This window comes from Alistipes sp. cv1 (genome assembly GCF_900240235.1).
Lineage (GTDB): Bacteria > Bacteroidota > Bacteroidia > Bacteroidales > Rikenellaceae > Alistipes_A > Alistipes_A hominis.
On record NZ_OEPW01000004.1, the window covers coordinates 97,871 to 124,437 of the forward strand.

Genomic DNA, 26,567 nt, shown 5'->3' on the forward strand with positions numbered 1-26,567 from the left:
TACGAAAAAATAGTATCTTTGCCTCACTGATATTACGTAAAAACGAACGAAAGCAGTATACAAAAATTTAAAAAGATCGAAACCAAATGCTGACACTTAAGCAAATCAGGGAAGACAAGGCGTTTACGCTGGAACGTTTGGCCGTCAAGGGGGTGGATGCCACAGAGGCCGTCGAGAAGATCGAAGCGCTGGACGATGAACGTAAATCTATTCAGGCTCAATTGGATGCATGCCTGGCGCAGCAAAATGCCATCGCCAAGGAAGTGGGTATGCTGTTCAAACAGGGCAAAAAGGAGGAGGCCGAAGCCGCTAAGGCGAAAACGGTTCAGTTGAAGGAACGCTCGCGGAGCATGGAGGAGCGGTTGCGGGCCGTAGGCGAAGAGCTGAACGCCGTGATCGTGACGTTGCCGAATTTCCCGAACAAGGACGTGCCGCGCGGCAAGACGGCGGCCGATAACGTGGTGGTGCGTATGGGCGGGACGAATCCCGCGCTTCCGGAAGGAGCGTTGCCGCACTGGGAATTGGCCCGCAAATACGACCTGATCGATTTCGAACTGGGTGTCAAGCTGACCGGGGCCGGTTTTCCCGTTTATAAAGGCAAGGGCGCTGCGCTGCAGCGCGCGTTGATCGCGTTTTTCCTCGACTGCAATACGGCTGCCGGTTATACCGAGATCATGCCGCCGCTGATGGTCAACGAGGCGTCGGGCTTCGGTACCGGGCAGTTGCCCGACAAAGAGGGGCAGATGTACCATGTGACGCTCGACAATTACTACCTGATCCCGACGGCCGAAGTGCCCGTGACGAACATCTACCGCGACGTAATCCTCGACGAATCCGATTTTCCGATCAAGATGACCGCTTATACGCCCTGTTTCCGCCGGGAAGCGGGCTCCTACGGCAAGGATGTGCGCGGATTGAACCGGCTGCACCAGTTCGATAAGGTGGAGATCGTCCAACTGGCGCATCCCGACCGCTCTTACGAGGCGCTGGACGGGATGATCGCGCATGTGGAAAGCATTGTCCAAAAACTGGAACTGCCGTACCGGATTCTGCGACTTTGCGGCGGCGACATGAGTTTCACGTCGGCGATTACGTATGATTTCGAAGTCTATTCGGCGGCGCAGGGACGTTGGCTCGAGGTGTCGTCCGTATCGAATTTCGAGTCGTTCCAGGCAAACCGGTTGAAGCTGCGCTACCGCGATGCTCATAAGAAAACGCAGTTGGCCCATACGCTGAACGGCAGTTCGCTGGCTCTGCCGCGTATCCTGGCGGCGTTGCTGGAGAACAACCAGACTCCGGAGAATATTCGTATCCCGGCGGCGTTGGCCCAATACACGCGTTTCGACCGGATCTGACGACCGGGTTTTAAAAACGGACGGCAGGCCTCGCGGGGCTGCCGTCCGTTTTTTTATGGGTATCCGACGTTCCTGTCGCGGCGGGCGGAGCAAACTCCGGTATGCGCCGTGGGCGTGCCGGAGTGAGTGCCGGTTTCGGAAGCGCGGGAACGGTTTTCCGCTTCCGGCGTTTCCGGCCGGGGCCGAATTACCGCACCGGAGTGTAGTCGATCGTCGATTCTTCGTCGGTCGCTTCCAGCTTGAAAATCACGGGACGCAGTCCGTCGTTGCAACTGCAGATCGCCATTCCCGGTTTCCGGATCCAGTCGCCGTAATAGAAAAGACCGTTTCCCGCTCCGTGGGCCAGGGCGAACGCGTATTGGTAGATCGCTTTCCACGCTTCGTCGCAGAATCCTTCGGGGCGGGCGTAATCCGCATAAAACGTTTGTCCCTGTTTCAGCATCGGGCATGCGGTCAGTCCTTCGGCCCCGTACTCTTTGGCCAGTTCTTCGTCCAGGGTGGTTTTCAGCACCGTTATTTTCACTTTTTTCATATCGGATCTGTTTTTGCCCTGCGTCGGGTAAGATCGTCTGTGCCGGCGGGGGCAGGATGCGGTTTCTTAAAAATAACGAATTTTGGGAAATTCTTTTTCAGGCTCCTTTGCAAACGGGTTGTTCCGGGAAGCGGTTATTTTTTGTCCTTTTTTTTGAACAGATAGGTCTTCGATTCGCTGTGGTCGAACAGCCGTTGGATGTTCCTGCGGTGGGTATACAGCAGCAACACCGCGATGACGCAACTGAATACGATCAGCGATACCGACCGTTCGCCGAATACGCCGATTACGAAGATCGGGAACGCGATCCCGGCGCTGATCGAACCGAGCGATACGTAGTGGGTGGTTACGAAGACGATCCCGAAAATCAGCAGGCACAACAACACGGCCGACGGATAGACGGCCAACACCGCTCCCGCCAGCGTGGCGACGCCCTTGCCGCCGCGAAACCCGGCGAACAGCGGCAGGATATGCCCGATCACGGCTGCCGCCACCAGCGCGATCTTCAGGTCGAACATCGCGTCGCTGCCGTTTTCGTAAGCGGTCAGGTGCGATAGCATCACCGCGACGAATCCTTTCAGCATGTCGATCCCGAAGACAGGAAGCGCCGCCCGCAGCCCCAGCACGCGCAGCGTGTTGGTCGCTCCGGCGTTATGGCTGCCGTGTTCGCGGACATCGATGCCGTAAAAGCGGCGGCCGATCCATACGGCGCTCGGAATGGATCCCAGCAGATAAGCAATGACGATTAAGGTTATATTGAGTACCATGATTTTTCGCGTTGAGCCGCAAAATTAGGCAAATAAAACGCATAAACGAAATCCGGAGTTTGGTTTTTAACAGAATTGATTACTTTTGTTATTTATTGGAACGAAAATAGAAAAAGGAGGAATGTTATGATTCCGAAAGTATACGACCGATGGCTTGCGAGACAGTCCGTCGTTTCGTGGATTTACGTGTTCGTCGGCAGTGTCGTGCTGTCCGCCGGGTTCGTGTTGTTTATGAACCCGTACCGCATCGTGCCGGGAGGGGTGTACGGCGCCGGCATCGTGCTGCACTATCTGTTTCCGTCGGTGCAGGTCGGGACGTTCGGCCTGATGCTCGACATCCCGCTGCTGCTGGTCGGGATGAAGGTATTCGGGCGGGCGTTCGGGGCGAAAACGATTTTTTCCGCGCTGTTGATCCCCCTTTCGATGAACGCGATGACGTGGCTTTTCGGCGAGAGTCCCGAAACGCTGTTCGGCGGAGCCATGAATCTGTCGCAGGACATGTTCCTGCCGTGTATCTTCGGCGGCGTGCTGATCGGCGCCGGAACCGGGCTGATCATCAAGTCGCACGCCACGTCGGGAGGCACCGACATCATCGCGAAGTTACTGACGCGCTACGCGCACATCCGCTTTTCGCGCGGAATACTGATCGTCGATTCGTGCGTCGTACTGTTCGGCATGATCGTTTTGGGAGACTGGCGCTTGCCGCTTTACTCGTTAGTCACTATCTTTGTCTCGTCGCGGGTCATCGACTATATCCTCGACGGCGCGAGCTACGACAAGCTGCTGTTCATCGTTTCCGACCGGCGCGAGCAGATCCGGGAATATATCCTCGAACGAATGGGACGCGGAGGCACTTACCTGAAGGCGTCGGGTTTGTACACCGCGCGGGATAAGGAGGTGATTTTCGTGGTGGTGAGCCGTGGCGAGGTGTCGATGGTGCGCAGTATGGTGCACGAGATCGATCCGACGGCGTTCGTCGTGATTGTCGATGCCGACGAAACTTATGGGGACGGTTTCAAGCCTTTCCCGCAAAAAGAGTAAACGATGGATTTCAATGCCGAAAATCTGAAAAAACTGCGGCCGTTGTCCGGCGATGGCAGTAAACTGTATATCGAAACCTACGGCTGTCAGATGAATGTCAGCGACAGCGAAGTGGTGCTGTCGATCCTGCAGCGCGACGGATACCGTTACACCGAGCGGATCGACGAAGCGGACGTGATCCTCGTGAATACCTGTTCGGTACGCGACAATGCCGAGCAGCGCGTCCTCGGCCGTTTGCGCGAGTTCAAGCCTTATAAGCGGCGTAAGAAAGCGTTGCTCGTCGGCGTGATCGGCTGCATGGCCGAACGGATGAAAGAGCAGTTGATGGAGCGCGAACAGTTGGTCGATATCGTGGCCGGGCCGGACTCTTACCGCGATCTGCCTCGGCTGCTGCGGCAGGCCGGCGACAGCAGCCGTTCGGTCAACGTGCTGTTGTCGCAGGAGGAGACTTATGCCGAAATCGCCCCGGTGCGGCTCGATAAGAACGGCGTCAGCGCTTTTATTTCGATCATGCGCGGGTGCAACAACATGTGTTCGTACTGCGTGGTTCCCTATACGCGCGGAGCCGAACGCAGCCGCGATCCGCGGACGATTCTCCGCGAAGCCCGCGAGCTGTTCGACGCCGGTTACCGCGAGGTGACGCTGCTCGGGCAGAACGTCAATTCGTACCGTTGGGAACAGGACGGGCATTCGACCGGCTTCGCCGCGCTGCTCGATGCGGTAGCCGGGATCGATCCGCTGTTGCGGGTGCGGTTTTCGACTTCGCATCCGAAAGACCTCAGCGACGAGGTGCTGCATGTGATGGCGCGGCGGGAGAACCTGTGCCGCGCAATCCACCTGCCGGCGCAGTCCGGCAGCACGCGGATGCTGGAGTTGATGAACCGAAAATACACCCGCGAGTGGTACCTCGGCCGGATCGCCGCGATCCGGCGTATCTTGCCCGACTGTGCGCTGTCGACCGATCTGATCGCCGGTTTCTGCACCGAGACCGATGCGGATCACCGCGACACGCTGTCGCTGATGCGGGAAGTCGGCTACGAATTTGCCTTCATGTTCAAATATTCCGAACGCCCGAATACCAAGGCGGCCCGCCGCTATGCCGACGACGTGCCCGATGACGTGAAGACGGCCCGACTGACCGAAATCATCGGCCTGCAGAACGAACTGTCGCTGCAAAGCAACCGCCGCGACGTGGGCCGCACGTTCGAAGTGCTGATCGAAGGCGTTTCGAAACGCAGCGACGACCGGCTGTTCGGCCGCACGTCGCAGAACAAAGTCGTCGTCTTCGACCGCGGCGACCGGCGGATCGGCGAATACGCGACCGTCCGGATCACCGATTGCAGTTCGGCCACGCTGATCGGCGAACTGCTTTAGCTCTTTTCGAAAGTCCCAAAACTGAAAAAACAGACCGGCGGAAAGCATGTCCCTGTCCTCCGGTTTTTTTAGTCTGCTTTTATATCTAAAAAAGCGGTCGGTTGATAGTTGTTGGTGCCACCTGGATCAGTCTGAGTTCTGTTCCTCCGCTACCGTTTATCGGATCATTCCAATCGATCAGGTAAATCTGTTTACCGGTGGCTTTGAGCGAGTCTGCCCACGCCCATGATTCTTCTTTCGTTTTGAAGGATGCCAATTTGTTTTCCAGCGTGATCGGATTGAACGTATTGATAAACCGCAACATGGTTCGGGGTCCCGTGACGATTTCCATCTGATCTTTTGCGGGGTCTACCGGGCGGGTTTTGCTGAGTTCCGCCGGATTGAAACTGCAATGGAAAAAGAGTATGTAAATGTTTTTTTGTTTCGATTTCATTTCGAAACTGATCGGCCGATGCGCGAATAACGGGTCATTGTCGTTTTCAGCATCTTCGAATCTTTCGATGCCTTCCCGGGTGTCTTGTGTAGATGCGGAACAGTATAAATAAATCGCATCGCCTTTGACACGGGGTTGGGGTTCGACACCGAGTGCCGTGAATGCCGCTGAGCAAACGAATACAAATAGCAACCATGTTTTCATAATTCGACAGGCTCGTTTTTGTAAATATAATGAAAATCGGCAGAAAGAATCGCACCTTTCTGCCGATAGTTATCATTTAGTATTTAATTTGTTAGTAAGACGGACGGTTGGTAAGGGTAGGCCTTACCTGGATCAGTCTGAGTTCTGTTCCTCCGCTACCATTTATCGGATCATTCCAATCGATCAGGTAAATCTGTTTACCGGTTGCTTTGAGCGAGTCTACCCAGGCCCATGATTCTTCTTTCGTTTTGAAGGATGCCAATTTGTTTTCCAGCGTGATCGGGTTGAACGTATTGATAAACCGCAGCATGGTTCGGGGTCCCGTGACGATTTCCATTTGGTCTTTCGCCGGGATTACCGGGCGGGTTTTGCTGAGTTCCGCCGGATTGTAGTTGAAAAAAGCAAAATCAATATAAATATCTTTAGTTTTTGAAACCATCTGAAAAAAGATAGGTCTATGTACATAAAGCGGGTCATTGTCGTTTGCCGGATTTTCTCCTCTTTCGACGCCTTCGTCGGGATCGGTGCGTGAAGTACAATAGAAATAGATCGCATCGCCCTTGACACGCGATTGGGGTTGAGCGCAAATGATCTGACTTAAAGTTAAACAGGTTATTGATAAAATAAATATACGTTTCATGGTAAATTGACGATTTTATAATGAGTAATGTTGTTTTTATCGAAGAAACTTTGAATTGCCATTCGTTCAGTAAACGGTCTATTTTTATATACAGGAGAATCAACAGTTCCTGCATATTTCATCAGCTCGTATTCTGCATCCTTATGGCCTGGAAACATTTTTTTAAGCCATTCGACATAAATTCCGTCTTCGACCATTTGTCGATGATGGTCATCATTGTCGGAAGAAGTTGGTTTTGTCACACCGGCTTTCAAATACAGATGAAGATGATACAACTCATGCACCATAATGAGTTGCTCCGCAAAAGTTCCCTGCGGGATCTGAGACGCATCCAGGTCTATATACCATTTTCCCGAATATGGATCTTTTGTTACATATCCGATGTTCGAGGGATATTTGAAGTTGCGGATGATAAATTTATCGTCTACGATGGCCGAGTTGATATAAATCAGTCGAAAATCGAGAGTCGTCTGAGCATTATTAAACAAATTTTTCCACCGGACATAGGTGGTTGACACCGTCGGATACGGAGTTCCCGGTTTCCAACTGAACGATTGCGGCGTTATGTTCCCTCCGGGAGTTCCACCTCCTCCGGTGGTACCCCCTCCGGTGCTGCCTCCCCCTCCGGTGCCGCCTCCGCTGCCCGTCGAGCACAGTCCGTTGCAATATCCGCCGTAAGGACAATTCGCATTGGTGCACGTCTTCGGGTTACATTTGCACGGATAGCTTTTGCAGACCGGGCAACAGACGCACTCCTGACTGTGGCAGACAGGGCAGGCGACGACTTCCACCGGTTTGCAGTTCGGATTCGGGCAGGAGCCGTTTACGATCTGCCAGTTACAATAGGCGCAATAGTAACGCGTTTCGTCCTGCTCGGAGTCCGCGCTCCGGGTCATCAGTTCCGCCCCCGGGGTTGCCAGGCGCAGCCGGTCGGTCACTTCGGACGAATCCGTCGGTTGCTCTGACTCGGGAATACGGAGATGTACCTGGCAGTGCGATCCGTTCCGGTGTAAAAAAGCCGTAACATATTCGCCCGTCACGTCGGAAATCACTACGTATCCGCTGTATTGCCGATCCATCATAAACCGATAAGGATGTTTCTGACCCTTGCGTTCCCGAGCGCATGTCGGGTCGGGTATAAAGGTAGCCACAAAATAAAAAATGTCGTCGGTTTCGATGTTTTTTTTGATCACCAGGTTGCTGGCGATCGCTACCGGCGAAACGCCGCCTGGTCGATCGCCCGTCAGATGCGACTCGCACCAGCCCAGCAAAGGTACGCCTCTCGTTTCCAACGGAATCTCCATTGTGACGCAAAGGTCGTTTTCGTCCGTTTGCCTCAGGTCGTTCCATAAAGGCGTAAATACCTCCTGAGACTCCGGTTGTTCGCAAATCGACGATTTTGTCTGCATGGAGTGCGTGTGTCGAAACGAGACTGCCCGCAAATCTTCTGCGGTTCGTTCGAAATAGGAACGGGCCTCTTGGGGGGAGAATTTTGAAGAAGAGTTCGTTGCGCTTGGAAATTCTGCATTATCATACGGATCGCTCTGGCAACTGCAAATAAAAATAAATGCGATTATACAGCTTAATCGCCATTTTTTTGATTCATTGATTTTGAATTTTAGATAATAAATAACAGTGGATATTCCTTTGTTCCTGCATATAATGGTTTTATGTCATATACACCTCCTTTTTTATATAATTTGGATCAATATATGGAAAAACAAGGAGAAATCAATTAATTATGGCGTAAAAAGATGTTAAAATGTGTTTTTTAGGGTGGAATAGTATTTTTTATAGTATCCGTGCGACGGCGGTTGTTATCGCCGGACGAGAAAATGGTTCCGGGATTGGTTCGCATGTTTCGCAAAAAAGCCGCTCTCCAATCGGAGAACGGCTTTTTATCTGTTCTAACCTCGTTGCGTTTAGAACGGCAGGTCGTCTACTTCGGCGGACGAACTCGTCGAGGCCGGTTCGTCGGAAGCGAATGCGTCCATCGGCGGCAGCCCGTCGGCTACCGGAGCCTGCGGCTGCGGTTGCTGGGCCGCTTTGCGGGTGATTCTCCACGCGCGCGCTTCGGTAAACCAGCGGCCGTTATATTCGCGCGATTCGACGTTGGCCGAAACGGCGACCGATTCGCCCGGTTGCAGCGTGCCGGCTTCCTGCGCCTTGTCGCCCCAGAACCCGACGCACAGTTTGCGGTTGAACTCGCCGGGCAGTTCGAATACCACCTCTTGTTTCATCCATTCGCCGCGGGCGCTCGTTCCCTTGACGAGCGGAAGTACCCGCCATACGGTTCCTTCGAATTCCATTACGCTTGGTCTTTAAAGATTTCGATGTTCAGAATCAGGTCGCCCTGGCGGATCTGGTCGATCACGTCGAGCCCTTCGACCACGCGGCCGAAACAGGTGTGCACGCCGTCCAGGTGCGCCGTATTCGTGCGGTTCATGCAGATGAAAAACTGCGATCCGCCGGTGTCCTTGCCGCGATGCGCCATCGACAGTACGCCCCGGTCGTGATACTGTTTGCCCGCCGATGTCTCGCACTTGATCGTATAACCCGGACCGCCGGCTCCGGTTCCCTGCGGGCAGCCGCCCTGGATCACGAAATCGGGAATAACGCGGTGGAACGTCAGCCCGTCGTAAAAGCCCGATTCGGCCAGTTTGCAGAAATTGTTCACCGCGATCGGCGTTTCGTTGTCGTAAAACTCGACGGTCATATCCCCCTTCTCGGTATGTATGATTCCTTTTGTCATGGTTTATTTTTTGTTATCGGTAATTGGTCAAGTCAAAGGTAAGGCTTTACCGGCTGAATTCCAAACCGGCCGGGCCGGGCGCTATTCGGCCGCCGTCGCCGGTTCCCGTTTGCGCAGGTTCATCCGCGGCGCCCGTTTGAATTCTTTGGTGCGGTCGAACAAGTAGCGGTAAGTCGTGTGCATTTTGTGCTTCTGGGCGCAGACGTAATTCTCGACCATCCGCATCATCACCGGGTTGAAGTCGCCGATCCATGCCAGTTCGAGGCTTTTATACCTGAATTTGATCTTTTTCGCCACGTCCTGTTCGAACGTGTAGATCATGCCCGATTCGATCCCTTTCCCCTGGAATTCGGGAACGACGCCGAAGATGAGGGCGAAGATGCGCGTCGCTTTTTTCGTCACCTTCAACCGCCACAGGAAGCGGAATTTCTGCAATAGGCCGAAACGCCCCTTCAGCGGCCCGATCACGCCGTTCAGGTCGGGAATCATCAAAAAGAAGCCGATCGGCCGGTCGTCGTAGTAGGCGAAATACATCAGGTGTTCGTCGATGATCGGCCGCATCTTTTTCAGCAGGGCGAAAGCGTGTTCGCGGTCGATCGGTTTGACGCCCGAGAATCCCGCCCATCCTTTGTTGTAAACCTCCAGGAAGTCGTCGGCGTATTTTTCGATCCGGCGCTTGTCCATGTGCTCGAACCGGTAGCGCGGCTCTTCCTTCAGCCGTTTGACCCGTTCGTAAACGTTTTCCGGAAACAGGCCTTCGGCCAGTTCGCGCAGGTAGGTGTGCTGGTTGAAATAGTTTTGGAAGCCGTAATTCTCGAACAGGCGGACGTAGTATTCGAAGTTGTACGGGTTGCAGTACAGCGGCGTGAATTCGAATCCCTTTACCAGCAATCCCCACCACGAATCGCGGTCGCCGAAGTTGATCGGGCCGTCCATCGCCTCCAGGCCGCGAGCGGCGAGCCAGTCGCGCGCCGCGTCGAAAAGCAGGTCGGCTACCCGTTGGTCGTCGATCGATTCGAAAAATCCGCAGCCGCCGGTCGGCTGGTATTCCGACGCTTTGACCAACTCGCGGTTGTAGAAGGCGGCGATGCGTCCGACCGCGCGGCCCCGTTCGTCGAGTGCGATCCAGCGGATCGCTTCGCCGTCGTGCAGCAATTCGTTGGTCTGCGGGCGGAACCGGTTTTCGATGTCGCTGTCCAACGGGCAGATCCAGTGCGGTTCGTCGCGGTAAAGCCGTTTGGGCAGGTCGAGAAATTCACGCGCAGCCCGCCGCGAGGTGACTTCTTCGAGCGTATAGTTAGCCATAGGGTTGTTCGATAGTTTGTGCAAAGGTAAAAAAAGTTCCAAAAAATGCGTAAGTTTGTTTCGCACTATTCGGATAAGATTATGACACAGGATACCATCGGCCGGATCACGGCCGACACGACGATCGACTACGGCAACCTGATGCGGCGGCGCATCCGCAAGGTACTGCTGATCGGAAGCAGTTACGATGCGTTCACGCTTGAGGAGGACGGCCGGATCGACGTGCAGATCAGCAACGAGTACATCGATCTGAACCTGAGCAATCCGCCGTCGTTCCGGCGCGTCAGTTCGTCGGTCGAAGCGCTCGAATTGTTGCGCGACGATCCGGGATTCGATTTGGTAATCAGTATGTTCAATGTCGGCGAGATCGACGTTTTCCACCTGTCGAAGCTGATCCGCGAACAGCAGCCGGACATTCCGATCGTGCTGCTGACCAATTTTTCGCGCGATATCGGGATGCGGATCGAGAACGAGGACACGTCGGCCATCGATTACACGTTCTATTGGCACGGCAATCCCGACCTGATCCTGACGATCATCAAGCTGATCGAAGACCGGATGAACGCCGACAACGACATCCTGCAGGTCGGCGTGCAGTCGATCTTGCTGGTCGAAGACTCGGTGAAGTACTATTCGACCTACCTGCCGACGATCTACAAGCTGGTGTTGCAGCAGAGCCGCGAATTCGCGAAGGAGGCGCTCAACGAGCAGCAGCAAAAGCTGCGCAAGCGCGCCCGGCCGAAGATCCTGCTGGCGACGAATTACGCGGAGGCGGTCGAACTGTATGAAAAATACAAGAACAACCTGCTGGGGGTGATTTCCGACGTCGGTTTCGTTATTCACAAGGACGATCCGGCGTCGAGCGAAAAGCTGGATGCGGGAATCGACCTCTGCAAGCTGATTAAAAAAGATAATCCGCAAATGCCGTTCCTGCTGCAATCGTCGCAGGAGAGTATGCGCGCGACGGCCGAGGAACTGGGCGTCGGCTTTATTGCGAAGTATTCGAAGACGCTGTTGATCGAACTGAGCGACTACATCGGCGAGGAGTTTTCGTTCGGCGACTTCGTGTTCAAGGATTTGAAGACGGGAACCGTGATCGGCCGCGCCCGCGACCTGCGCGATCTGCAACAATTGGTTATGGAGATTCCCGAGGAGGTGCTGTTCTATCACGGCGAACGCAACCGGCTGTCGAAGTGGATGTATGCCCGCGGGCTTTTTTCGTTGGCGGCGACGGTGCGCAAGCTGCACAACGGTTCGTTCGACTCGATCGACCGGATGCGCGAATTCATCGCGCAGGCGATCCGCGAATACCGCATCCTGCAGGGATACGGCGTGGTGGCGCGTTTCGACCCCGACACGTACGACAATTACATCGGTTTCGCCCGGATCGGCAACGGTTCGCTCGGCGGTAAGGCGCGCGGACTGGCCTTTATGAACAGTATGCTGCATAAGTACCGCTTTTACGACAAGTACGAGGGCGTGCGGATCTACCTGCCGCGGACGCTGGTGATCGCCACCGACTGTTTCGACGAGTTCATCCGCGAGAACGGCCTGCAATACGTGATCAACTCCGATATCTCCGACGACGAGATACTTTCCGAATTCGTCAGCTCGCGGCTGCCCGAGTCGCTGGTCGACGACCTGCGAATCTTCATCCGCCACTCGTCGAAACCGTTGGCCGTGCGGTCGAGTTCGAAACTGGAGGACTCGCACTACCAGCCTTTTGCCGGTATCTATTCGACTTATATGATTCCGATGACCAGCAACGAAGACCAGACGCTGCGACTGCTCGGCAAGGCGATCAAGAGCGTTTATGCGTCGGTCTATTTCGCATCGAGCCGCGCCTATATCCAGGCGACGGCCAACCTGCTGAGCGAGGAGAAGATGGCCGTCGTGATCCAGGAGGTGTGCGGGACGGCCGACAGCGGGTATTTCTTTCCGACGATTTCCGGCGTGGCCCGTTCGCTGAATTTTTATCCGATCGGCGACGAGAAGCCGCAGGACGGTATCGTGAACCTCGCGTTCGGGCTCGGCAAGCTGGTTGTCGACGGCGGTCAGACGCTCCGCTTTTCGCCCCGTTATCCGAAAAACGTATTGCAACTTTCGACGCCCGAACTGGCGTTGAGCGAGACGCAGCGCGAGATGTATGCGTTGAACTTGAAGCCCGAAGAGTTCAAAACGTCGATCGACGACGCGGTGAACCTGCAGCGTTTCGAGATCAACAAGGCGAAGCATTTTCGCAACATGCGTCATGTCGCTTCGACCTGGGATATGCAGAATCAACGCATTACGGACAGTACGTTCGAAGACGGGCGCAAGATCGTCACCTTCTCGCGAATCCTGAAATACGATACGATCCCGCTGGCGCAGATCGTCTGCGACCTGCTCGAAATGGGCGAAAAAGAGATGCGTTGCCCGATCGAAATGGAGTTTGCCGTCGATATGGACGTGCCGTACGGCACGGATTGCGTGTTCAATTTCCTGCAGATACGCCCGATCGTCGATACGCAGTCGAACGTTTCGCTCGACTGGTCGGAGGTATCCCCCGACGGCGCGCTGGTCTATGCCGAACACGCTCTCGGGCTCGGCGCGATCGGCGACGTATGCGACGTGGTTTATATTCGCAACGAGGCGTTCGATTCGGCGCGCACGCAGCAGATCGCCGACGAGATCGGCGCGCTGAACAACCGGATGCGCGCAGAAAAGCGTTCCTACGTGCTGATCGGTCCCGGACGCTGGGGGTCGAGCGACCCGTGGCTCGGCATTCCGGTCAAGTGGACCGCGATTTCGGAAGCGAAAGTGATCGTCGAGTGCGGGCTCGAAAATTTCCGCGTCGAACCGAGTCAAGGGACCCATTTTTTCCAGAACCTCACGTCGTTCGGCGTCGGCTACATGACCATCAGCCCGTTCCTCGGCGACGGAGCGTTCGACGCGGCTCAGTTGGACGGCGAACAAGCCGTCTACGAGAGCGAATTGGTGCGGCATGTCCGTTTTACGGAGCCGCTGTACATTTACGTCGACGGCCGCAAAAACAAAGGCATCATCCGCAAAGGATGACCGGAAGGATAAAGAGGCCGGGAACGGGCCGGGAAGCGTCAGATGTAGATTTCGCCTTTGAGATAGAGTTCGGCCCGGCCGCTGATTTCGACCCTTTCGCCGAGGACTCTGCACCGTAAGTAACCTTTCCGGGCGGACAGTTGTATCGCCGACAGTTCGGTTTTGCCGTACTTTGCGGCCCAGTACGGGGCGAGGGTCGTGTGCGCCGATCCGGTGACGGGATCTTCGGCGACTCCCGATTGCGGAGCGAAAAAACGGGATACGAAATCCGCCTTTTCGCCTTTTGCCGTAACGATGACCCCCCGGGCTTTCAATTTTGCGATGGATTCCAATCGCGGTTCGATGTCGGCGACATCGGCTTCGTTCGCGAAAACCAGCATGTAATCGGTTCTTCCTTTATAGGTCCCGACCGGTTTTTTATCGAAGCAGTTCAGGAGTTCGTCCGAAACCGGAACTTCGTGCGGTTCGTCGGCCGGAAAGTCCAGCGTCAGGCCGTCCGGTTTTTTGCTCACCTGCAATTCCCCGCTCCGGGGCGAGTAGAAACGGATCGGGGTTTCTCGCCGATCTTCGTATTCGAACAGGACGTGGGCCGCCGCCAACGTGGCGTGGCCGCACAGGTCTACCTCGGTGTTCGGCGTAAACCATCTGATTTCGTACCGGTCGCCCCGGCCGACGTAAAAGGCCGTTTCGGCGAGGTTGTTTTCCATCGCGATTTTCTGCAAGAGGTCGTCGCTTATCCAACTGTCCAGCGGGCAGACGGCCGCCGGGTTGCCCGTGAATAACTTTTCGGCGAATGCATCGACCTGGTATAGTTTATACGTATTCATCGTTGTTCGGAACTTCCGGTTCGCTATGCATGTTTTTGCAGCACCATTTTTTTGTCCACGCACCGGGGAAGCTCCCGCTCGTAGTGCGTCACGTAGATCATCGTCTTGTCCGGCCGGCGGCAGAAAGCCTCGATCACGGCGCGGGCGCGCTCCTTGTTGTAGCAGTCGAGTCCGTGCAACGGTTCGTCGAGGATCAGCAGGTCGGGGTCTTTGACGAAGGCGCGAGCCAGTAACAGCAGCCGCTGTTCGCCCGACGATAGTTTCACGAACGATTTATCCCGCAGTCCGTCCATTTCGAATGTCTTCAGCCACTCTTCGCAGACGGCCCGCTGGTCGTCGTTCGGAGTCAGGTACAGGCCGATCGAATCGAAAAATCCGGACGCCACGATGTCGATCGCCGGGATATTCTTGATGTACGAGCGGTGCATCTCCGGCGAGACGTAGCCGATGTGCTTTTTGATATCCCAGATGCTTTCGCCCGATCCGCGTTGCCGTCCGAACAGCACGATGTCCTGGGCGTAGGATTGCGGGTTGTCGGCGCAGATCAGGCTCAGCAGCGTCGATTTGCCGGAGCCGTTGGCGCCGGTCAGCGTCCATTTGTCGCCGCCCCGGATTGTCCAGTTTACCGAGTCGAGCACCGTCCGTTCGCCGTAGCGGATCGTAACGTTGCGCAGCCGCACCACTTCGTCGCAATGCAGCGGTTCGGCGAGGGGAGGGGGTAGTTGGATCGGCTGCCGTTCGTAAGCGGCGGTCATTTCGGCCCGGCGTCGCGAGAACGGTTCGTCGCGCAGGAACGTTTCGCGGGTCTGCTTCGCGCCGCACCGCATACCGTCCACCGTGCAGACGTGCGTGACGAACGACGGGATGTCGGCCGGGGACGAGACCGACAGCACGATTTGTACGTCCGACCGGCGGGTCAGCGTGACGAACAACTCTTCGAGCGTCCGGCGCGCTTCGACGTCCAGTCCGATGAACGGGCTTTCGACGACCAGTACGCGCGGCGCGGCAAGCAGCATTTTGGCGATCTGGAATTTTCGCAGCTCGCCGCTCGACAACAGGATGATCTGTTTTTGCAACATGCCGCGGATGCCGAGCAGATCGAAGATCCGTTCGCGTTCCAGCGGGTCGCAGGTCACGCGGTCGAACATTTCCGAGGCCAGCGGCGCGCTTTCGCGGTCGGTGGCGTTCCACCGCTGCTGGTAATAGTATTCTCCGTCGGCGCTGCCGTAAGCGTCGCGGAATGTGATGTAGCGGATGTGCTGCGACGCACGGTTGTCGTCCGAGCGGAAATCGTAGTTCAACTTGCCTTCCGCGAGGTAAAGGTTGCCCAACAGCGTTTCGATTAGGATCGTTTTGCCGCTGCCGTTGAGCCCCATGACGGCGATATGCTCCCCGGCTTCGAGCGTGAAATTGACGGGCGTGCGGAACCGCCGGCTTTCGTCGCGGACGACTCCGTTTTGCAGTGCTATGATCGGTTGTTCCATCGTTTTCCGGTTTGGTCGCCGCAAAGGTACGCAAAAATACCCGACGATGACCGGAAGGCGGAGCGCGCGGGATTATATTTTACAGTTCGTATAGACCGCCGCCCGTTCGGCGCGGCGGAGGATGTACCCCGCGGGATATTCCGCTCCCTGCGGGCCGTCTATTTTTTGCAGGATTTCCGCCTTTCCGGGGCCGATGACCGGAAACAGCAGTTCCGCCCCGTTGAGGATCAGCGGGCCGGTCATCGTGATCCGCCACTGACCGGTGACCGGATGCCGCGATACCGCGTAACAGGCCGGGTCGGTCAGTAATCCGGGCGTGTGCGGGAAGATCGAAGCGGTGTGGCCGTCGTCGCCGATGCCGAGGACGACCGCATCGAAGCGCGGCAGTCCGTCTTGTAGCGGCAGTTCGGCCCGGACGGCCGCCGCGTAGCGCCGGGCTTCTTGTTCGGGATCCTCTTCGCCCCGTATCCGGAACAGGTGGTTGTCGGGGATGCCGATCTTTTGAAACAGCAGTTCGTCGGCATATTTGAAATTGCTTTCCGGGTCGTCCGGCGGGACGCATCGTTCGTCGACCCAATAGAAGCGCAGCCGTGACCACGCGATTTTCCGTACGTATTCCTGCGCCCAGAGCCGGAATAGCAGTTTGGCCGTCCCGCCGCCCGAGAGGGCGATGTGGAACGGACCGTCCGTTTTTTGCCGGACCGCTGCGGCCAGTTGTTCGGTCATTGCCTGCAGTGCGTCGTGCACGCAGTCGAAAGAGAGCATTTCCATAGCGTGTTTATTCCTGAAAAATGGATTCGTCCAGGGTACAATTCTCATCCGGCCGGTCGTTGCCGTCTTCGAGCAGTTGCTGCGGGTCGGGCCCTTCGGTCAGCACCGGATAGGTCAGCAGGCCCCGCTGCGGGTTTTGCTTCCAGGCCCGCAGGATCGGGTCGATGAACTGCCAGCTCGCTTCGAGCGAGTCGCGGCGGGCGTACAGCGTCGAGTCGCCGAGCATCACGTCCAACAGCAGCCGTTCGTAAGCGTCGGGCAGGTAGTCCGACGACAGCGAGTCGTAGCGGAAATCCATGCTGACCTGCCGTACGCTCAGTCCCGCGCCGGGCATTTTCAGTCCGAATTTCAGCGAGATGCTCTCGTCGGGCTGGATACGCAGCGTGAGCTTGTTGCACGAACGCCCGGAGCACTGGCCCGAAAAGAGTTGCGTCGGCGTCGATTTGAAGTGGATCACGACTTCGGACTGTTTTTTCGACAGCCGTTTGCCGGTATGGAACAGGAACGGTACGCCGCCCCAGCGCCAGTTGTCGATAAAGAGTTTCATCGCCACGAAAGTCTCGGTCGTCGAATCCGGAGCGACGTTTTTCTCTTCGCGGTATCCCGGGACGTATTGCCCGTCGATTTCGCATCCGGTGTATTGAGCCCGCAGCACGTTGCGCCCGATTTCGGCCGGCGTGTAACGGCGGATGGCGCGGAACACTTTGACGATCTCGTTGCGGATCGGTTCCGGTTCGAAAACGGCCGGCGGCTCCATCGCGACGAAAGCCATCAACTGCAGCAGGTGGTTCTGGATCATGTCGCGCAGCGCTCCGGCGCTTTCGTAATACGGGCCCCGGTTTTCGACGCCGAGGGTTTCGGTCGCGCTGATCTCGACGTAGTCGATGTAGTTGCGGTTCCACAGCGGCTCGAAAATGCCGTTCGAGAAACGCAGCACCAGGATGTTTTGCACCGTCTCTTTGCCGAGATAGTGGTCGATCCGGTAGATTCCGTTTTCTTCGAATACCCCGCGCAGCAGTTCGCTGAGCCGGCGCGCCGATTCGAGGTCGGTGCCGAACGGCTTTTCGACAACGATCCGTCGCCATCCTTTTTTCGTTGCGGCGACGTTCAGCCCGGCTTCTTTCAGTCCGGCCGGGATCGTTTCGTACAGTACCGGCGGCGTGGCCAGGTAATAGACGACCCGGTCGGGCGAGCCGAGCGTTTCCAGCAGTTCGCCGATGCGGTTTTTCAGGTTGCCGTAAGTGGCGTATTCGGTCGGTTCGAAACTGACGTAATGAATCATCCGGAGAAATTCGTCGATCTGTCCGTCGTCGTACGACGCGCCTTTGGCGCTCCGGCGGATGCCTTCGCGCTGCTGCTGCCGGAACGTGTCGTCGGTATATTCGCTGCGCGAGGCGCCCAGGATCGCGAACCGTTTCGGCAACAGCCCCCGCACGTAGAGTTCGAACAGCGACGGCATCAGCTTGCGCCGGGTCAGGTCGCCCGATGCCCCGAAGATGACGAGTAGTTGGTTATCCGCTTTTTTCATAGTGTCTTGTGCTATACGTTGTAACTGCCCGACGAGGTCTTGCCGCCCCGGCCGGTCCAGTCGTTGTGGAAAAACTCCCCGCGCGGCGCGTCGGTGCGTTCGAAGGTGTGCGCGCCGAAGTAGTCGCGCTGCGCCTGGATCAGACTGGCCGGCGAGTCGGCCGTCCGCAGGCCGTCGAAATAGCTGAGCGCCGAGCCCATGCACGGCAGCGCCGTTCCGCCGAGAGCCCCCGCTGCGACGACGCTGCGCCATGCGGGCAGCGCGGCGGTGATTTTGTCGCGGAAAAAGTCGTCGAAAAGCAGGTTTTCGAGCAGCGGGTTTCGGTCGTAGGCTTCGGTGATCTTTTCGAGGAACGCCGAACGGATGATGCATCCCTTGCGCCAGATCCGGGCGATCGTGCCGCAGTCGAGATCCCACCGGTAATGGGCCGAAGCGCGTTGCATCAGCGAGAATCCCTGCGCATAAGAGATCAGCTTGGCGGCATACAGCGCGTCGCGTATCGCTTCCGCCTGGACGGCTTTCTCGTCGTCCGGTTCGCGGCCGGTCATCGCGTTGAGGTCGGTACGCGCGTCCGGATAGAGCCCGCTCGCCGTGATCCGCGCTTCTTTCATCGACGAGATCAGCCGCGCGTAGACCGCTTCGGTAATCAGCGTGAGCGGGTCGTTTTCGTCGACAGCCGTGACGACGCTCCACTTGCCGGTGCCTTTCTGTCCCGCCACGTCGAGTATGCGGTCGATCAGATAGCCTCCTTTCGGGTCTTTAAAATGGACGATCCGGGCGGTGATTTCGATCAGAAAGCTGTTCAGTTCGCCTCGGTTCCATTCGGCGAATACGCGGTGCATCGTTTCGGGATCGAGCTGCAAGCTGTTTTTCAGCAGTGCGTAAGCCTCCGCGATTAGCTGCATATCGCCGTACTCGATGCCGTTATGCACCGTTTTGACGAAGTGCCCGGCTCCGCCGCTGCCGATCCATTCGCAGCACGGGGTGCCGTCGTCCAGCTTCGCGGCGATGCCCTGCAATACGTCTTTGACCAGCGGCCATGCTTCCGGCGTACCTCCCGGCATGATCGACGGGCCGTGCAGGGCCCCTTCCTCCCCGCCGGAGATCCCCGCTCCGACGAAATACAGTCCCCGGTTTTCGACCTCTTTCACGCGCCGGGCCGTATCCTGAAAGGCGGAGTTGCCTCCGTCGATAATTACGTCTCCCGGTTCCATCAGCGGCGTCAATTGCGCGATCAGTTCGTCGACCGCTTCCCCGGCCCGCACCATCATCATGATCCGGCGCGGACGCCTGACCGATCCGACCAACTCGCGAATCGAGTGCGTGCCCGTGAACCGTTTCCCGTTGCCGCGTCCTGCGACGAAACGGTCGACGACGCCTTTTTCGCCCGGCGCCGTCCGGTTGTAGACCGACACGCTGAATCCTTTGCTTTCCATGTTCAGCGCGAGGTTTTCACCCATTACGGCCAGGCCGATCAGTCCGATATCCGTTTTTTCCATAGTTTTCGTGAGTTTTGAATTTGCGAAGCCTTGCGGCCGCATAGCGTTTCTATACAAATATCATACTTTTTTCGGATCAAACCTTCTGATCTTTCAGAAAAAACGGCGGATTCTCAATTCGATAGCAAAATAAAGTCCCGGTGGAACGATGCCGTCGGGACTTGCGCGAATTCGTGTGAATTATGGAACGGCGGATTCAGACCGCTTCGCGGGTCGTGTGACCGGCGGTCGTGAAATCCATCTCGGCGACGCGCGCGAGCGCGAAATGCCGCAGGACGGTCTGCCGCTGTGCGGCATCGGCGACGAACAACGCGGTGGAGAGCACCTCGCTGTCGAGGGCGGACGGAGCCGCTACCGAGACGATCCGGTTGTCGGTGACCGGTTTTCCGGTTCGCGGCGAACGGATGTGTCCGCGGTTCGACGGCAGGTTGCCCGACGAGGAGAGGCAGAGGTCGTTCAGTCCGAAGAAGGTCATGTTCTCGCCGCGCCGTAACGGGTTCTCTACGCCGACCTGCCAACTGTCGCCGGACGGGTGGCGCCCGATCCCGCAGACCGAACTATTGCCGAAATTGACCAACGCGGTCGTGATTCCGGCGTTTTTCAACATGCCGAGCGCCTGTTGCAACGCGTATCCCTTGCCGTATCCCCCGAAATCGAAAATTGCGTCCGGACGCAGTTTGACGACCGCTTCGCAGGCGGGGTCGACCGCGAAACAGGACTCCCCCGGCAAGTATTCCGGCGTTTGGATCGCAATATCGAACGCCCCGCCGGTCATTTCGCGGTAACGCAGCGCATCGGCGAAAATCCCGAGCAACTCCGGATCGGCCGGGCATTTGTCATAGAACGTGTTCTGATTGATCTGCCACACGTCGCTCGCTTCGTCGAACCGGTTCAGGCGGTTCTCGATCCTCCGGATCTCCGCGGCGATGTCGCGGCACAATGCTGCAGCTTCATTTTCAGTCGGGCCGACCGTCAACAGGTCGAACCGGCTGTGCATCGCTTCGAACCATCCGTAGAACAGACCCGTTCCGTTCTGCATTTGCCGGAACGTATGGCTGACCGCATCTCCCATCCGTTACGCTTTCGCTTTTTCGTTACGTTTGCGGCAGCCGCCTTTCCCGCACACGAGTCGCAGGACGAGCCTGCCTGCCCAGCGGATCGGGATCAGCACGGCGTAAAGCAGCACGGACAACGGCAAGATTACGTACCACAACGACAGAAGTTCGCTCCAACTGGTTCCGTACTGGACGATGGCATAAGCGTTCCATGCCGTCAGCGCGGCTACGCAGCAGATCCATACGATTATTTCCCGGCGGATTTGCCGCCCCTTGATTACGATATCTTTCATAGTTCGTCGCTTTTGCGGTTACAGATAGTCGATGCGGTACTCTTCCGGGAACAGAATTTCCCGTTTTTCTTCGATGGCTTGCAGCCCGAGCAGCGACAGCACGGTCGCGTAGTAGCCCTCCTCGGCGATCATCGGCGGTTGTTCTCCGGTGATCGCGGCTTCGACGAACGCATCGACCGTGAAGCCGGTGCCGTCCAGGAAGTCGCGTTTCTTGCCGATGATGTATTCGCCGTGGTTCTTGCGGGCGATCTCGGGGTCCCAGCTCGGGCCGGCGAAAGAGACGGAACTGAAAATATCCTTCTCGATGTTGTTGATCATCTGCAAGAATCCGGGCATCGGCGGCGTCTTTTCGAAATAGTATTTGCCGACTTCGGGTTCGATGGTTCCCAGGTTGCCCATAATCTGCTCTTCGAGCCCGTAGAACTGGTTTGATATGATCGAGTCGAAGGACATCCGCTTGCCGTTTTTGTACGTATACATCACGCCGACATTGTCCTCCACTTCGCGGCCGTCTTTCCAGTAGGTGATTCCCCCCTGTCCGTAGATCCGTTCGGGCAGCTCGCGCCAGATCCACGTTCCCATTTGGATCTGGTGGCAGCCCAACTCGGTCATCAGGCCGCCGGAGTATTCCTTGTAGTGCCGCCAGTTGATTTTACGCTCCAGTTCGGGCGACGGGACGGGCCTGCGCCAGTCGCCGTTGCGGTTCCAGAACGTTTTGATCCCCTGTATTTCGCCGAACATTCCCGAACGGATCATTTCGATCGCCTTCAGGTAGACCGGGTCGAAAAGCCGCTGTTGGTCGACGAAAAAAACGTGCCCCGTCCGTTTATGGGTTTGGTACATCGTCAGTGTGTCCGGCAGCGTCCGGGTCATTGATTTTTCGCAGAAAACGTGCTTGCCCGCTTCCATCGCGGCGCCGGCGATTTCGAGGTGCGTATGCAACGGGGTGGCGATTATCACGCCGTCTACGTTCGGGTCGTCGATCACTTGCCGGTAATCCGCGCAGGTTTTCGCGCTCGGCGCGATCTGACGGCCCAGTTCGAGCCACGGCTCGTAATTGTCGCACAGCCATACGACTTCGGCCTTCGGGTTCATTACCAGGAAATTGAGCAGGTAGCGTCCCCGGTCGCCGGTGCCGATCACCGCGATCCGGGCTTTGTGTCCCGTCGTGGCTTTCCGCTTGTCCTCGGCCATTCCCGACAGCCACGGGAAAGAGGAGAGCAGGGCTGTGGTGCCCGCGACGAATCCGAGCTCTTTCAGGAAGTCCCGGCGGTTTATTTTCTCGTTGTTCATGGTTTCTTCGGATTGCAGGGGGGGCCTATTGTATCGGCCCCGATTACAAATGTACTTTTTTTATTAAAATTTAAAAACTTTGCCGCCTGCCAGCACTTCCTGGTGCTCTTCGTCGAACGTGACGTATTGTTTGGTGCGCAGCGCGGCATTGACCATGATGCAGGCCGACGAATGGTCGTAGGCCGCTTCGACCGGAGCGTTCGTTTTTTCGCCGCTACGGATGCACTCCATCCAGTTGCGGACGTGAACCGAGGTCATCGGGTCTACGCCGGTTACTCCGGCCGTGGCCACTTTCATCGTCGATTTCAGATCGAGCGGCGCGAGCTGATTCGCATGCATACCCATCGCTTTGGCTTCCCCTTCGGTCAGACCGCCGTTCGGGGTGATCTTGTTGGTGTCGAGGTTCAGCTCGCCGCCGTTCGAGTAGTAGATCTCCTTGACGCTGCCGGCGCTGTTCGTAAAACGCGAGGTGTATTGTACGAGGAATCCTTTCTGCGGGTCGTCGGCCGGACCGTAGTCCATCACGGCGGTCATCGTGTCGAAATTCGTGCGGCCGTCGTGCCACAGGTAGATGCCGCCGTTGGCCGTTACGCTGCGCGGGTGTTTCAGTCCGGTGAACCAGTGCACCGTGTCGATCTGGTGCGCCATCCACTGGCCGGGGATTCCCGACGAATAGGGCCAGAACAACCGATATTCGAGGTACTTGCGCGGGTCGAACGCTTCGAACGGGCGGTTGCACAGGAAGCGAATCCAGTCGAGGTCTTCTTCCCTGCACTTCGGAACGAGCGACGGACGGCGCCAGCGGCCCGGCTGGTTGACGTTCCACGTCATTTCGCACATCACGATGTCGCCGAATTGGCCCGAGCGGATGTAGTCGTTCGCCGCGTGGTAATTCGGCGCGCTGCGACGTTGCGAACCGACCTGGAATACGACGCCCGCCTTTTCGACGGCGGCTCTCGCGCGGCGGTTGTCCTCCATCGTTTCGGCGAACGGTTTTTCGACGTAGATATGCTTGCCGTGTTCGGCCGCCTCGACGGTGTGCGTGGCGTGCGCGAAATCCGGCGTGGAGATGATTACCGCGTCGATGTCCTTGTCTTTGTACATCTCTTCGTTGTTGCGGTATCCTTTGACCTTGTGCCCGATTTTCTCTCCCACGACCTGCACGCCTTCATCGCGGCGCAGGCTCCAGATGTCCGACACGCCGATCATGTCGAAGTTCAGTTCCTCGCGGTGATCCGTAAAACCGGGCAACAGCGAACTGCGGAACCGGTCGGAGAAACCGACCACCGCCACGTTGACGCGGTCGTTAGCGCCTTTGACGCGCGCATAGCTTTTCGGACTGAGGATGAAATTGCCCATTACGGCTCCGGCCGATACGAGACCCGCTTTCTTCAGAAATTCCCGCCTGGATATTTTTTCGTTCATGATCGTTTTAGGTTAGTTGTTTCAGTTATAAGTCGTTCATTTGTTTGCGGAGCTCCGCGACAGCCGTCGGCAGTTGCGCTCCGAAATCTTTCCACATGCATTCGATCGATACGCAGCCTTTGTAGCCGATTTTTTTCAGCGCGCGCAGGTAGGGACGAAAATCGTCCCCGTCGGTGCCGGGGGCCGTCCGTTCGGCGGCTTCGGCGATGTGGCAGTGCCGGATATGCTTTCCCGCGTCGACGATAGCCTGCGGCGGCTCTCCGTCGGCCGTCATGTGAAATAGGTCGCACAGCAGCCGGATGTTTTTGTGATTCACGCGTTCGACGATCGAAGCGCCTTCCGACACCGAATTGATCAGGTTCGTTTCGCGGCTGTTCAGCGGTTCGATTACGACCGTCACGCGGTAGCGCGCGGCGACCGGACCGAGCCGTTTGCATAGTCGCACGAATTGTTCTTCGGCCGTTTCGCGCGAGAATCCGTCGGGCACTTTGCGCGATTTTCCGCTGCCGAAAACGATGTACCGGATACCGGCCCGTTCGGCTCTGCGAAAAGTCGTTTCGGCCCATGCCAGGATCTTGTCGTGGTCGGTCGAAGGGCCTACCACGATCATCGAAGCCGGCAGGAAACCGTTGCAGCTAACGATCTCCGAGCCGGATTCCCGCAGCAGGGCGAGGTTTTTGTCGAATGCCTCTTCCGGCTTGTCCGGAACCAGGAAAGCGGAGACGCCGGCCTCGAGGCAGTCGGCTCCGGCGGCTTTGAGCCGCTGCGCGTTGCGAACGTCGGAACATACTCCGATTCGTGCGTTTAGCGATTGCGGCTTTTTGGCCCGAAGGCCGCCGCATCCGAAGACGAGCAGTCCTGCTATACAGAGGATCCGTGTTTTCATGGTTTTGAAGTTTTCAGGCAGCGGGGCAGGGCGGGTTGCGGTTATTTCAACTCGCGGATCTTGATGTTCTTGAAGTGTACTTCGTCGCCGTGATCCTGCAACAGGATATATCCGCTTTCGGAATTGCCGAAGTTCGGCCAGTCGCGGTATTTGCTGTATGCTACCAGCGCATTCCACTCCTGGTTGTTGCGATCGTATTCGATCAGTTTCACGTCGTTGAGCCAGTGTTCTACGTGGTTGCCCTTCACGACGATTCGCGCCGTGTTGAACTGTCCGGGACGGAACGGCTTGTTGTCCGGCGCAGGGATCAGGTCGTACAGCGAACCGAGCTTGCGATTTCCCTTTACGCCGAGTTTGGCGTCCGGGTGGCGCTGGTCGTCGAGGATTTGGAATTCGCAGCCGATGGCCGAGCCTTCGCCTTTGTTCATATCCGGATCGACGAAATATTTGATGCCGCTGTTGGCCCCTTCGGTGATCTCGAAGTCTGCGACCAGTTCGAAGTCTTTGTATTTGCGCGTCGTGACGATATCGCCGCCGTTAGCCGATTCGCGGCCGTCGGATTTCTGCACGCACAGCATGTCGTTGCGGATTTCCCAGCCCGAAGGAGGGAAGTCGGCGCGTTTCGCGCCGCGCCATCCGTCGGTGGTTTTACCGTCCCAGAGCAGCGTCCATCCCTGGGCCGCTTCGCGCTCGGAGATCGTGTTCGGGATGCAGTTGATCTGCGGCAGACAGCAGATTTCGGGCATCTTTTCGGTTTCGAGATCGGTCGTGCAGATGCGGATGTTTTTCCAGCGGACGGTTTTGCCTTCCATTGCGGCGTTATCGCCGATACCGTGCACCTGCAAGGCGATGAAACCTGCAGCGTCGGCGTTGTCGAGGATGTCGGCCGTCGGAATGCCGTTCAGCCACGTGCGGATGCGGTCGCCGATCGCCTCGATGCGCAGTTTGTTCCACTCGCCCGGTTTGAACGCTTTTTGCGCGCACGGGTTTTTTGTCATCGGATAGAGCCATCCGCGGCGTCCTTCGTCGTAGATGCCGCCGCTCCATGCCCGCACCGAAGGGTCGATTTCGTACTGGTAGCCGTGCACCTGTCCGTTGCGGTAATCGGGTTTCGAGTTGCTGCGGAACTGCACGCCGGAGTTCAGCCCTTCGTCCACCTTGAAGCTGAGTTCGAGGATGAAATCTCCGTATGTCTTATCGGTGCAAAGGAACGTATTGGGCGTATTGACCCGGCTGACGCCGACGATCGCGCCGTCTTCGATGCGGTATTCGGCCGCGCCGTTCAGCTTTTTCCATCCTTTCAGGCTTTTGCCGTTGAACAAGGGCTCCCAGTTGCCCTGGGCGGATACGGTCGCGCAGAAACAGAGCATTCCGAGCGCTATAAACAGTTTTTTCATCAGGCTTTTATGATTTTTTGGGTTAAAAACAAATCTCCGTGCACGGGCACGACTTTAATATGTCAAAGGTAGGAATTATTTTTAAAAAAGAAAACGGCGTCTGAAAATTTACGACTTTAATTAGTATTTGCTTGATTTTAAATGATATAACTGAAAATAACAGAGGTTGGTTTTCCTCCGGGACAGTAAAGGCCGTACTTCGTAGCGCATTCGTTCTTTTCGGGGGACGAATTGAAGATAGTTTGTAAAATCTTTTGAATATGAAATATTTTGGCTTATATTTCAGTGATCCGAAGCGAAACGTTGCAACTTTTTCGGGGTCGGAAGAAGGTTTATCGTTGAACAATCATACGGTTTTATGAATAAAATAATAACGGCTTTTTTTGCAATATTACTATTGCAGACTGTTTCGGCCCGGGATTATCCCGTTCAGTTTTCGAAGAGGATCGAAAACAACTATATCAAAAGCCGGCTGGAGAATGTCCAGCCGGACGGCTCGATCAAACCGTTTTCCAATCTGGACGGAAAAACCGATATCGAAAACCTTTTTTTCGAAGATTTCAACGCGCCCGTGGAATATTTCTTCGAACGAGAATTCATAGAAGTTTTAGGTCTTCGGATTGTGAGGGATTCATCGGATCGGTATTAC

Annotated in this window: 23 protein-coding genes; 4 read left to right on the forward strand and 19 right to left on the reverse strand. The window is 56.6% G+C overall.

The annotated features are described in order from the left end of the window. Positions 1–86: 86 nt before the first annotated feature. A complete protein-coding gene (gene serS, locus C1A08_RS07655; protein ID WP_101572530.1) occupies positions 87–1,355 on the forward strand; it encodes a serine--tRNA ligase in 1,269 nt (422 codons plus the stop codon). A gap of 187 nt (positions 1,356–1,542) precedes the next feature. Here serS and C1A08_RS07660 read toward each other — a convergent pair whose 3' ends face one another. Beyond that, the gene (locus tag C1A08_RS07660) at positions 1,543–1,887 is read right to left on the reverse strand and encodes a TIGR04076 family protein (protein ID WP_101572532.1); all 345 of its coding nucleotides are present in this window, start codon (positions 1,885–1,887) and stop codon (positions 1,543–1,545) included. A 134-nt stretch (positions 1,888–2,021) separates the two neighbouring features. Next, the gene (gene plsY, locus C1A08_RS07665) at positions 2,022–2,654 is read right to left on the reverse strand and encodes a glycerol-3-phosphate 1-O-acyltransferase PlsY (RefSeq protein ID WP_101572534.1); all 633 of its coding nucleotides are present in this window, start codon (positions 2,652–2,654) and stop codon (positions 2,022–2,024) included. A gap of 126 nt (positions 2,655–2,780) precedes the next feature. On the opposite strand from plsY, the gene C1A08_RS07670 reads away from it, so the two are divergent. Together C1A08_RS07670 and miaB are read left to right on the forward strand one after the other, a co-directional pair. Further along, positions 2,781–3,695 carry a YitT family protein gene (locus C1A08_RS07670; RefSeq protein WP_101572536.1) on the forward strand — a complete coding sequence of 305 codons (915 nt, stop codon included), beginning with the start codon at positions 2,781–2,783 and terminating at the stop codon, positions 3,693–3,695. Between the two features lie 3 nt (positions 3,696–3,698). Further along, the gene (gene miaB / locus C1A08_RS07675; RefSeq protein WP_101572537.1) at positions 3,699–5,069 is read left to right on the forward strand and encodes a tRNA (N6-isopentenyl adenosine(37)-C2)-methylthiotransferase MiaB; all 1,371 of its coding nucleotides are present in this window, start codon (positions 3,699–3,701) and stop codon (positions 5,067–5,069) included. Positions 5,070–5,154: 85 nt separating this feature from the next. Here the strand turns inward: miaB and C1A08_RS07680 are convergent, their stop codons facing one another. The 6 genes from C1A08_RS07680 to C1A08_RS07705 all read right to left on the reverse strand — a co-directional run bounded on the left by C1A08_RS07680 (position 5,155) and on the right by C1A08_RS07705 (position 10,403). Continuing rightward, positions 5,155–5,706 (reverse strand): hypothetical protein, encoded by a 552-nt coding sequence (locus tag C1A08_RS07680; RefSeq protein WP_101572539.1) that lies wholly within the window; start codon positions 5,704–5,706, stop codon positions 5,155–5,157. Between the two features lie 91 nt (positions 5,707–5,797). Continuing rightward, on the reverse strand, positions 5,798–6,346 hold the full coding sequence (locus C1A08_RS13105) for a hypothetical protein (protein WP_145996538.1): 549 nt from the start codon (positions 6,344–6,346) through the stop codon (positions 5,798–5,800). Then, positions 6,343–7,755: a hypothetical protein gene (locus C1A08_RS07690; protein ID WP_145996539.1), complete on the reverse strand. Its 1,413-nt coding sequence runs from the start codon at positions 7,753–7,755 to the stop codon at positions 6,343–6,345. Before C1A08_RS07690 ends, C1A08_RS13105 begins: the two co-directional genes overlap by 4 nt. A gap of 513 nt (positions 7,756–8,268) precedes the next feature. Then, positions 8,269–8,655, reverse strand: a complete 387-nt coding sequence (locus C1A08_RS07695) for a DUF3127 domain-containing protein (protein ID WP_055204751.1) — start codon at positions 8,653–8,655, stop codon at positions 8,269–8,271. Beyond that, positions 8,655–9,098, reverse strand: coding sequence for a peptidylprolyl isomerase (locus C1A08_RS07700; RefSeq protein ID WP_055204752.1), 444 nt, complete (start codon positions 9,096–9,098; stop codon positions 8,655–8,657). The genes C1A08_RS07695 and C1A08_RS07700 overlap by 1 nt, the downstream gene beginning before the upstream one ends. Before the next feature lie 81 nt (positions 9,099–9,179). Continuing rightward, the gene (locus C1A08_RS07705) at positions 9,180–10,403 is read right to left on the reverse strand and encodes a hypothetical protein (protein WP_055204753.1); all 1,224 of its coding nucleotides are present in this window, start codon (positions 10,401–10,403) and stop codon (positions 9,180–9,182) included. A gap of 81 nt (positions 10,404–10,484) precedes the next feature. Here C1A08_RS07705 and C1A08_RS07710 point away from each other — a divergent pair, with 81 nt between their 5' ends. Further along, the gene (locus tag C1A08_RS07710; RefSeq protein ID WP_055205137.1) at positions 10,485–13,460 is read left to right on the forward strand and encodes a PEP/pyruvate-binding domain-containing protein; all 2,976 of its coding nucleotides are present in this window, start codon (positions 10,485–10,487) and stop codon (positions 13,458–13,460) included. 38 nt (positions 13,461–13,498) lie between these two features. Here the strand turns inward: C1A08_RS07710 and C1A08_RS07715 are convergent, their stop codons facing one another. The 11 genes from C1A08_RS07715 to C1A08_RS07765 all read right to left on the reverse strand — a co-directional run bounded on the left by C1A08_RS07715 (position 13,499) and on the right by C1A08_RS07765 (position 25,918). Further along, positions 13,499–14,287: a PhzF family phenazine biosynthesis protein gene (locus C1A08_RS07715; RefSeq protein ID WP_101572545.1), complete on the reverse strand. Its 789-nt coding sequence runs from the start codon at positions 14,285–14,287 to the stop codon at positions 13,499–13,501. Positions 14,288–14,310: 23 nt separating this feature from the next. Then, positions 14,311–15,771 (reverse strand): ATP-binding cassette domain-containing protein, encoded by a 1,461-nt coding sequence (locus C1A08_RS07720; protein ID WP_101572547.1) that lies wholly within the window; start codon positions 15,769–15,771, stop codon positions 14,311–14,313. A 72-nt stretch (positions 15,772–15,843) separates the two neighbouring features. Continuing rightward, entirely contained in the window at positions 15,844–16,542 is a 699-nt protein-coding gene (gene pgl, locus C1A08_RS07725; protein ID WP_055204758.1) for a 6-phosphogluconolactonase, read from the reverse strand. Positions 16,543–16,549: 7 nt separating this feature from the next. After that, a complete protein-coding gene (zwf, locus tag C1A08_RS07730; RefSeq protein WP_101572549.1) occupies positions 16,550–18,070 on the reverse strand; it encodes a glucose-6-phosphate dehydrogenase in 1,521 nt (506 codons plus the stop codon). An 11-nt stretch (positions 18,071–18,081) separates the two neighbouring features. After that, complete coding sequence (gene gnd / locus C1A08_RS07735) at positions 18,082–19,569, reverse strand: decarboxylating NADP(+)-dependent phosphogluconate dehydrogenase (protein WP_101572551.1); 1,488 nt, start codon at positions 19,567–19,569, stop codon at positions 18,082–18,084. A 196-nt stretch (positions 19,570–19,765) separates the two neighbouring features. After that, the gene (locus C1A08_RS07740) at positions 19,766–20,641 is read right to left on the reverse strand and encodes an FAD:protein FMN transferase (protein WP_101572553.1); all 876 of its coding nucleotides are present in this window, start codon (positions 20,639–20,641) and stop codon (positions 19,766–19,768) included. Positions 20,642–20,644: 3 nt separating this feature from the next. Beyond that, a complete protein-coding gene (locus C1A08_RS07745) occupies positions 20,645–20,917 on the reverse strand; it encodes a hypothetical protein (RefSeq protein ID WP_055204764.1) in 273 nt (90 codons plus the stop codon). 18 nt (positions 20,918–20,935) lie between these two features. After that, positions 20,936–22,210 carry a Gfo/Idh/MocA family protein gene (locus C1A08_RS07750; protein WP_101572555.1) on the reverse strand — a complete coding sequence of 425 codons (1,275 nt, stop codon included), beginning with the start codon at positions 22,208–22,210 and terminating at the stop codon, positions 20,936–20,938. Between the two features lie 63 nt (positions 22,211–22,273). Continuing rightward, positions 22,274–23,635: a Gfo/Idh/MocA family protein gene (locus tag C1A08_RS07755; protein ID WP_101572558.1), complete on the reverse strand. Its 1,362-nt coding sequence runs from the start codon at positions 23,633–23,635 to the stop codon at positions 22,274–22,276. Between the two features lie 25 nt (positions 23,636–23,660). Then, complete coding sequence (locus C1A08_RS07760; RefSeq protein WP_101572560.1) at positions 23,661–24,521, reverse strand: sugar phosphate isomerase/epimerase family protein; 861 nt, start codon at positions 24,519–24,521, stop codon at positions 23,661–23,663. Positions 24,522–24,562: 41 nt separating this feature from the next. Continuing rightward, complete coding sequence (locus tag C1A08_RS07765) at positions 24,563–25,918, reverse strand: 3-keto-disaccharide hydrolase (RefSeq protein ID WP_101572562.1); 1,356 nt, start codon at positions 25,916–25,918, stop codon at positions 24,563–24,565. Between the last annotated feature and the right edge of the window lie 649 nt (positions 25,919–26,567).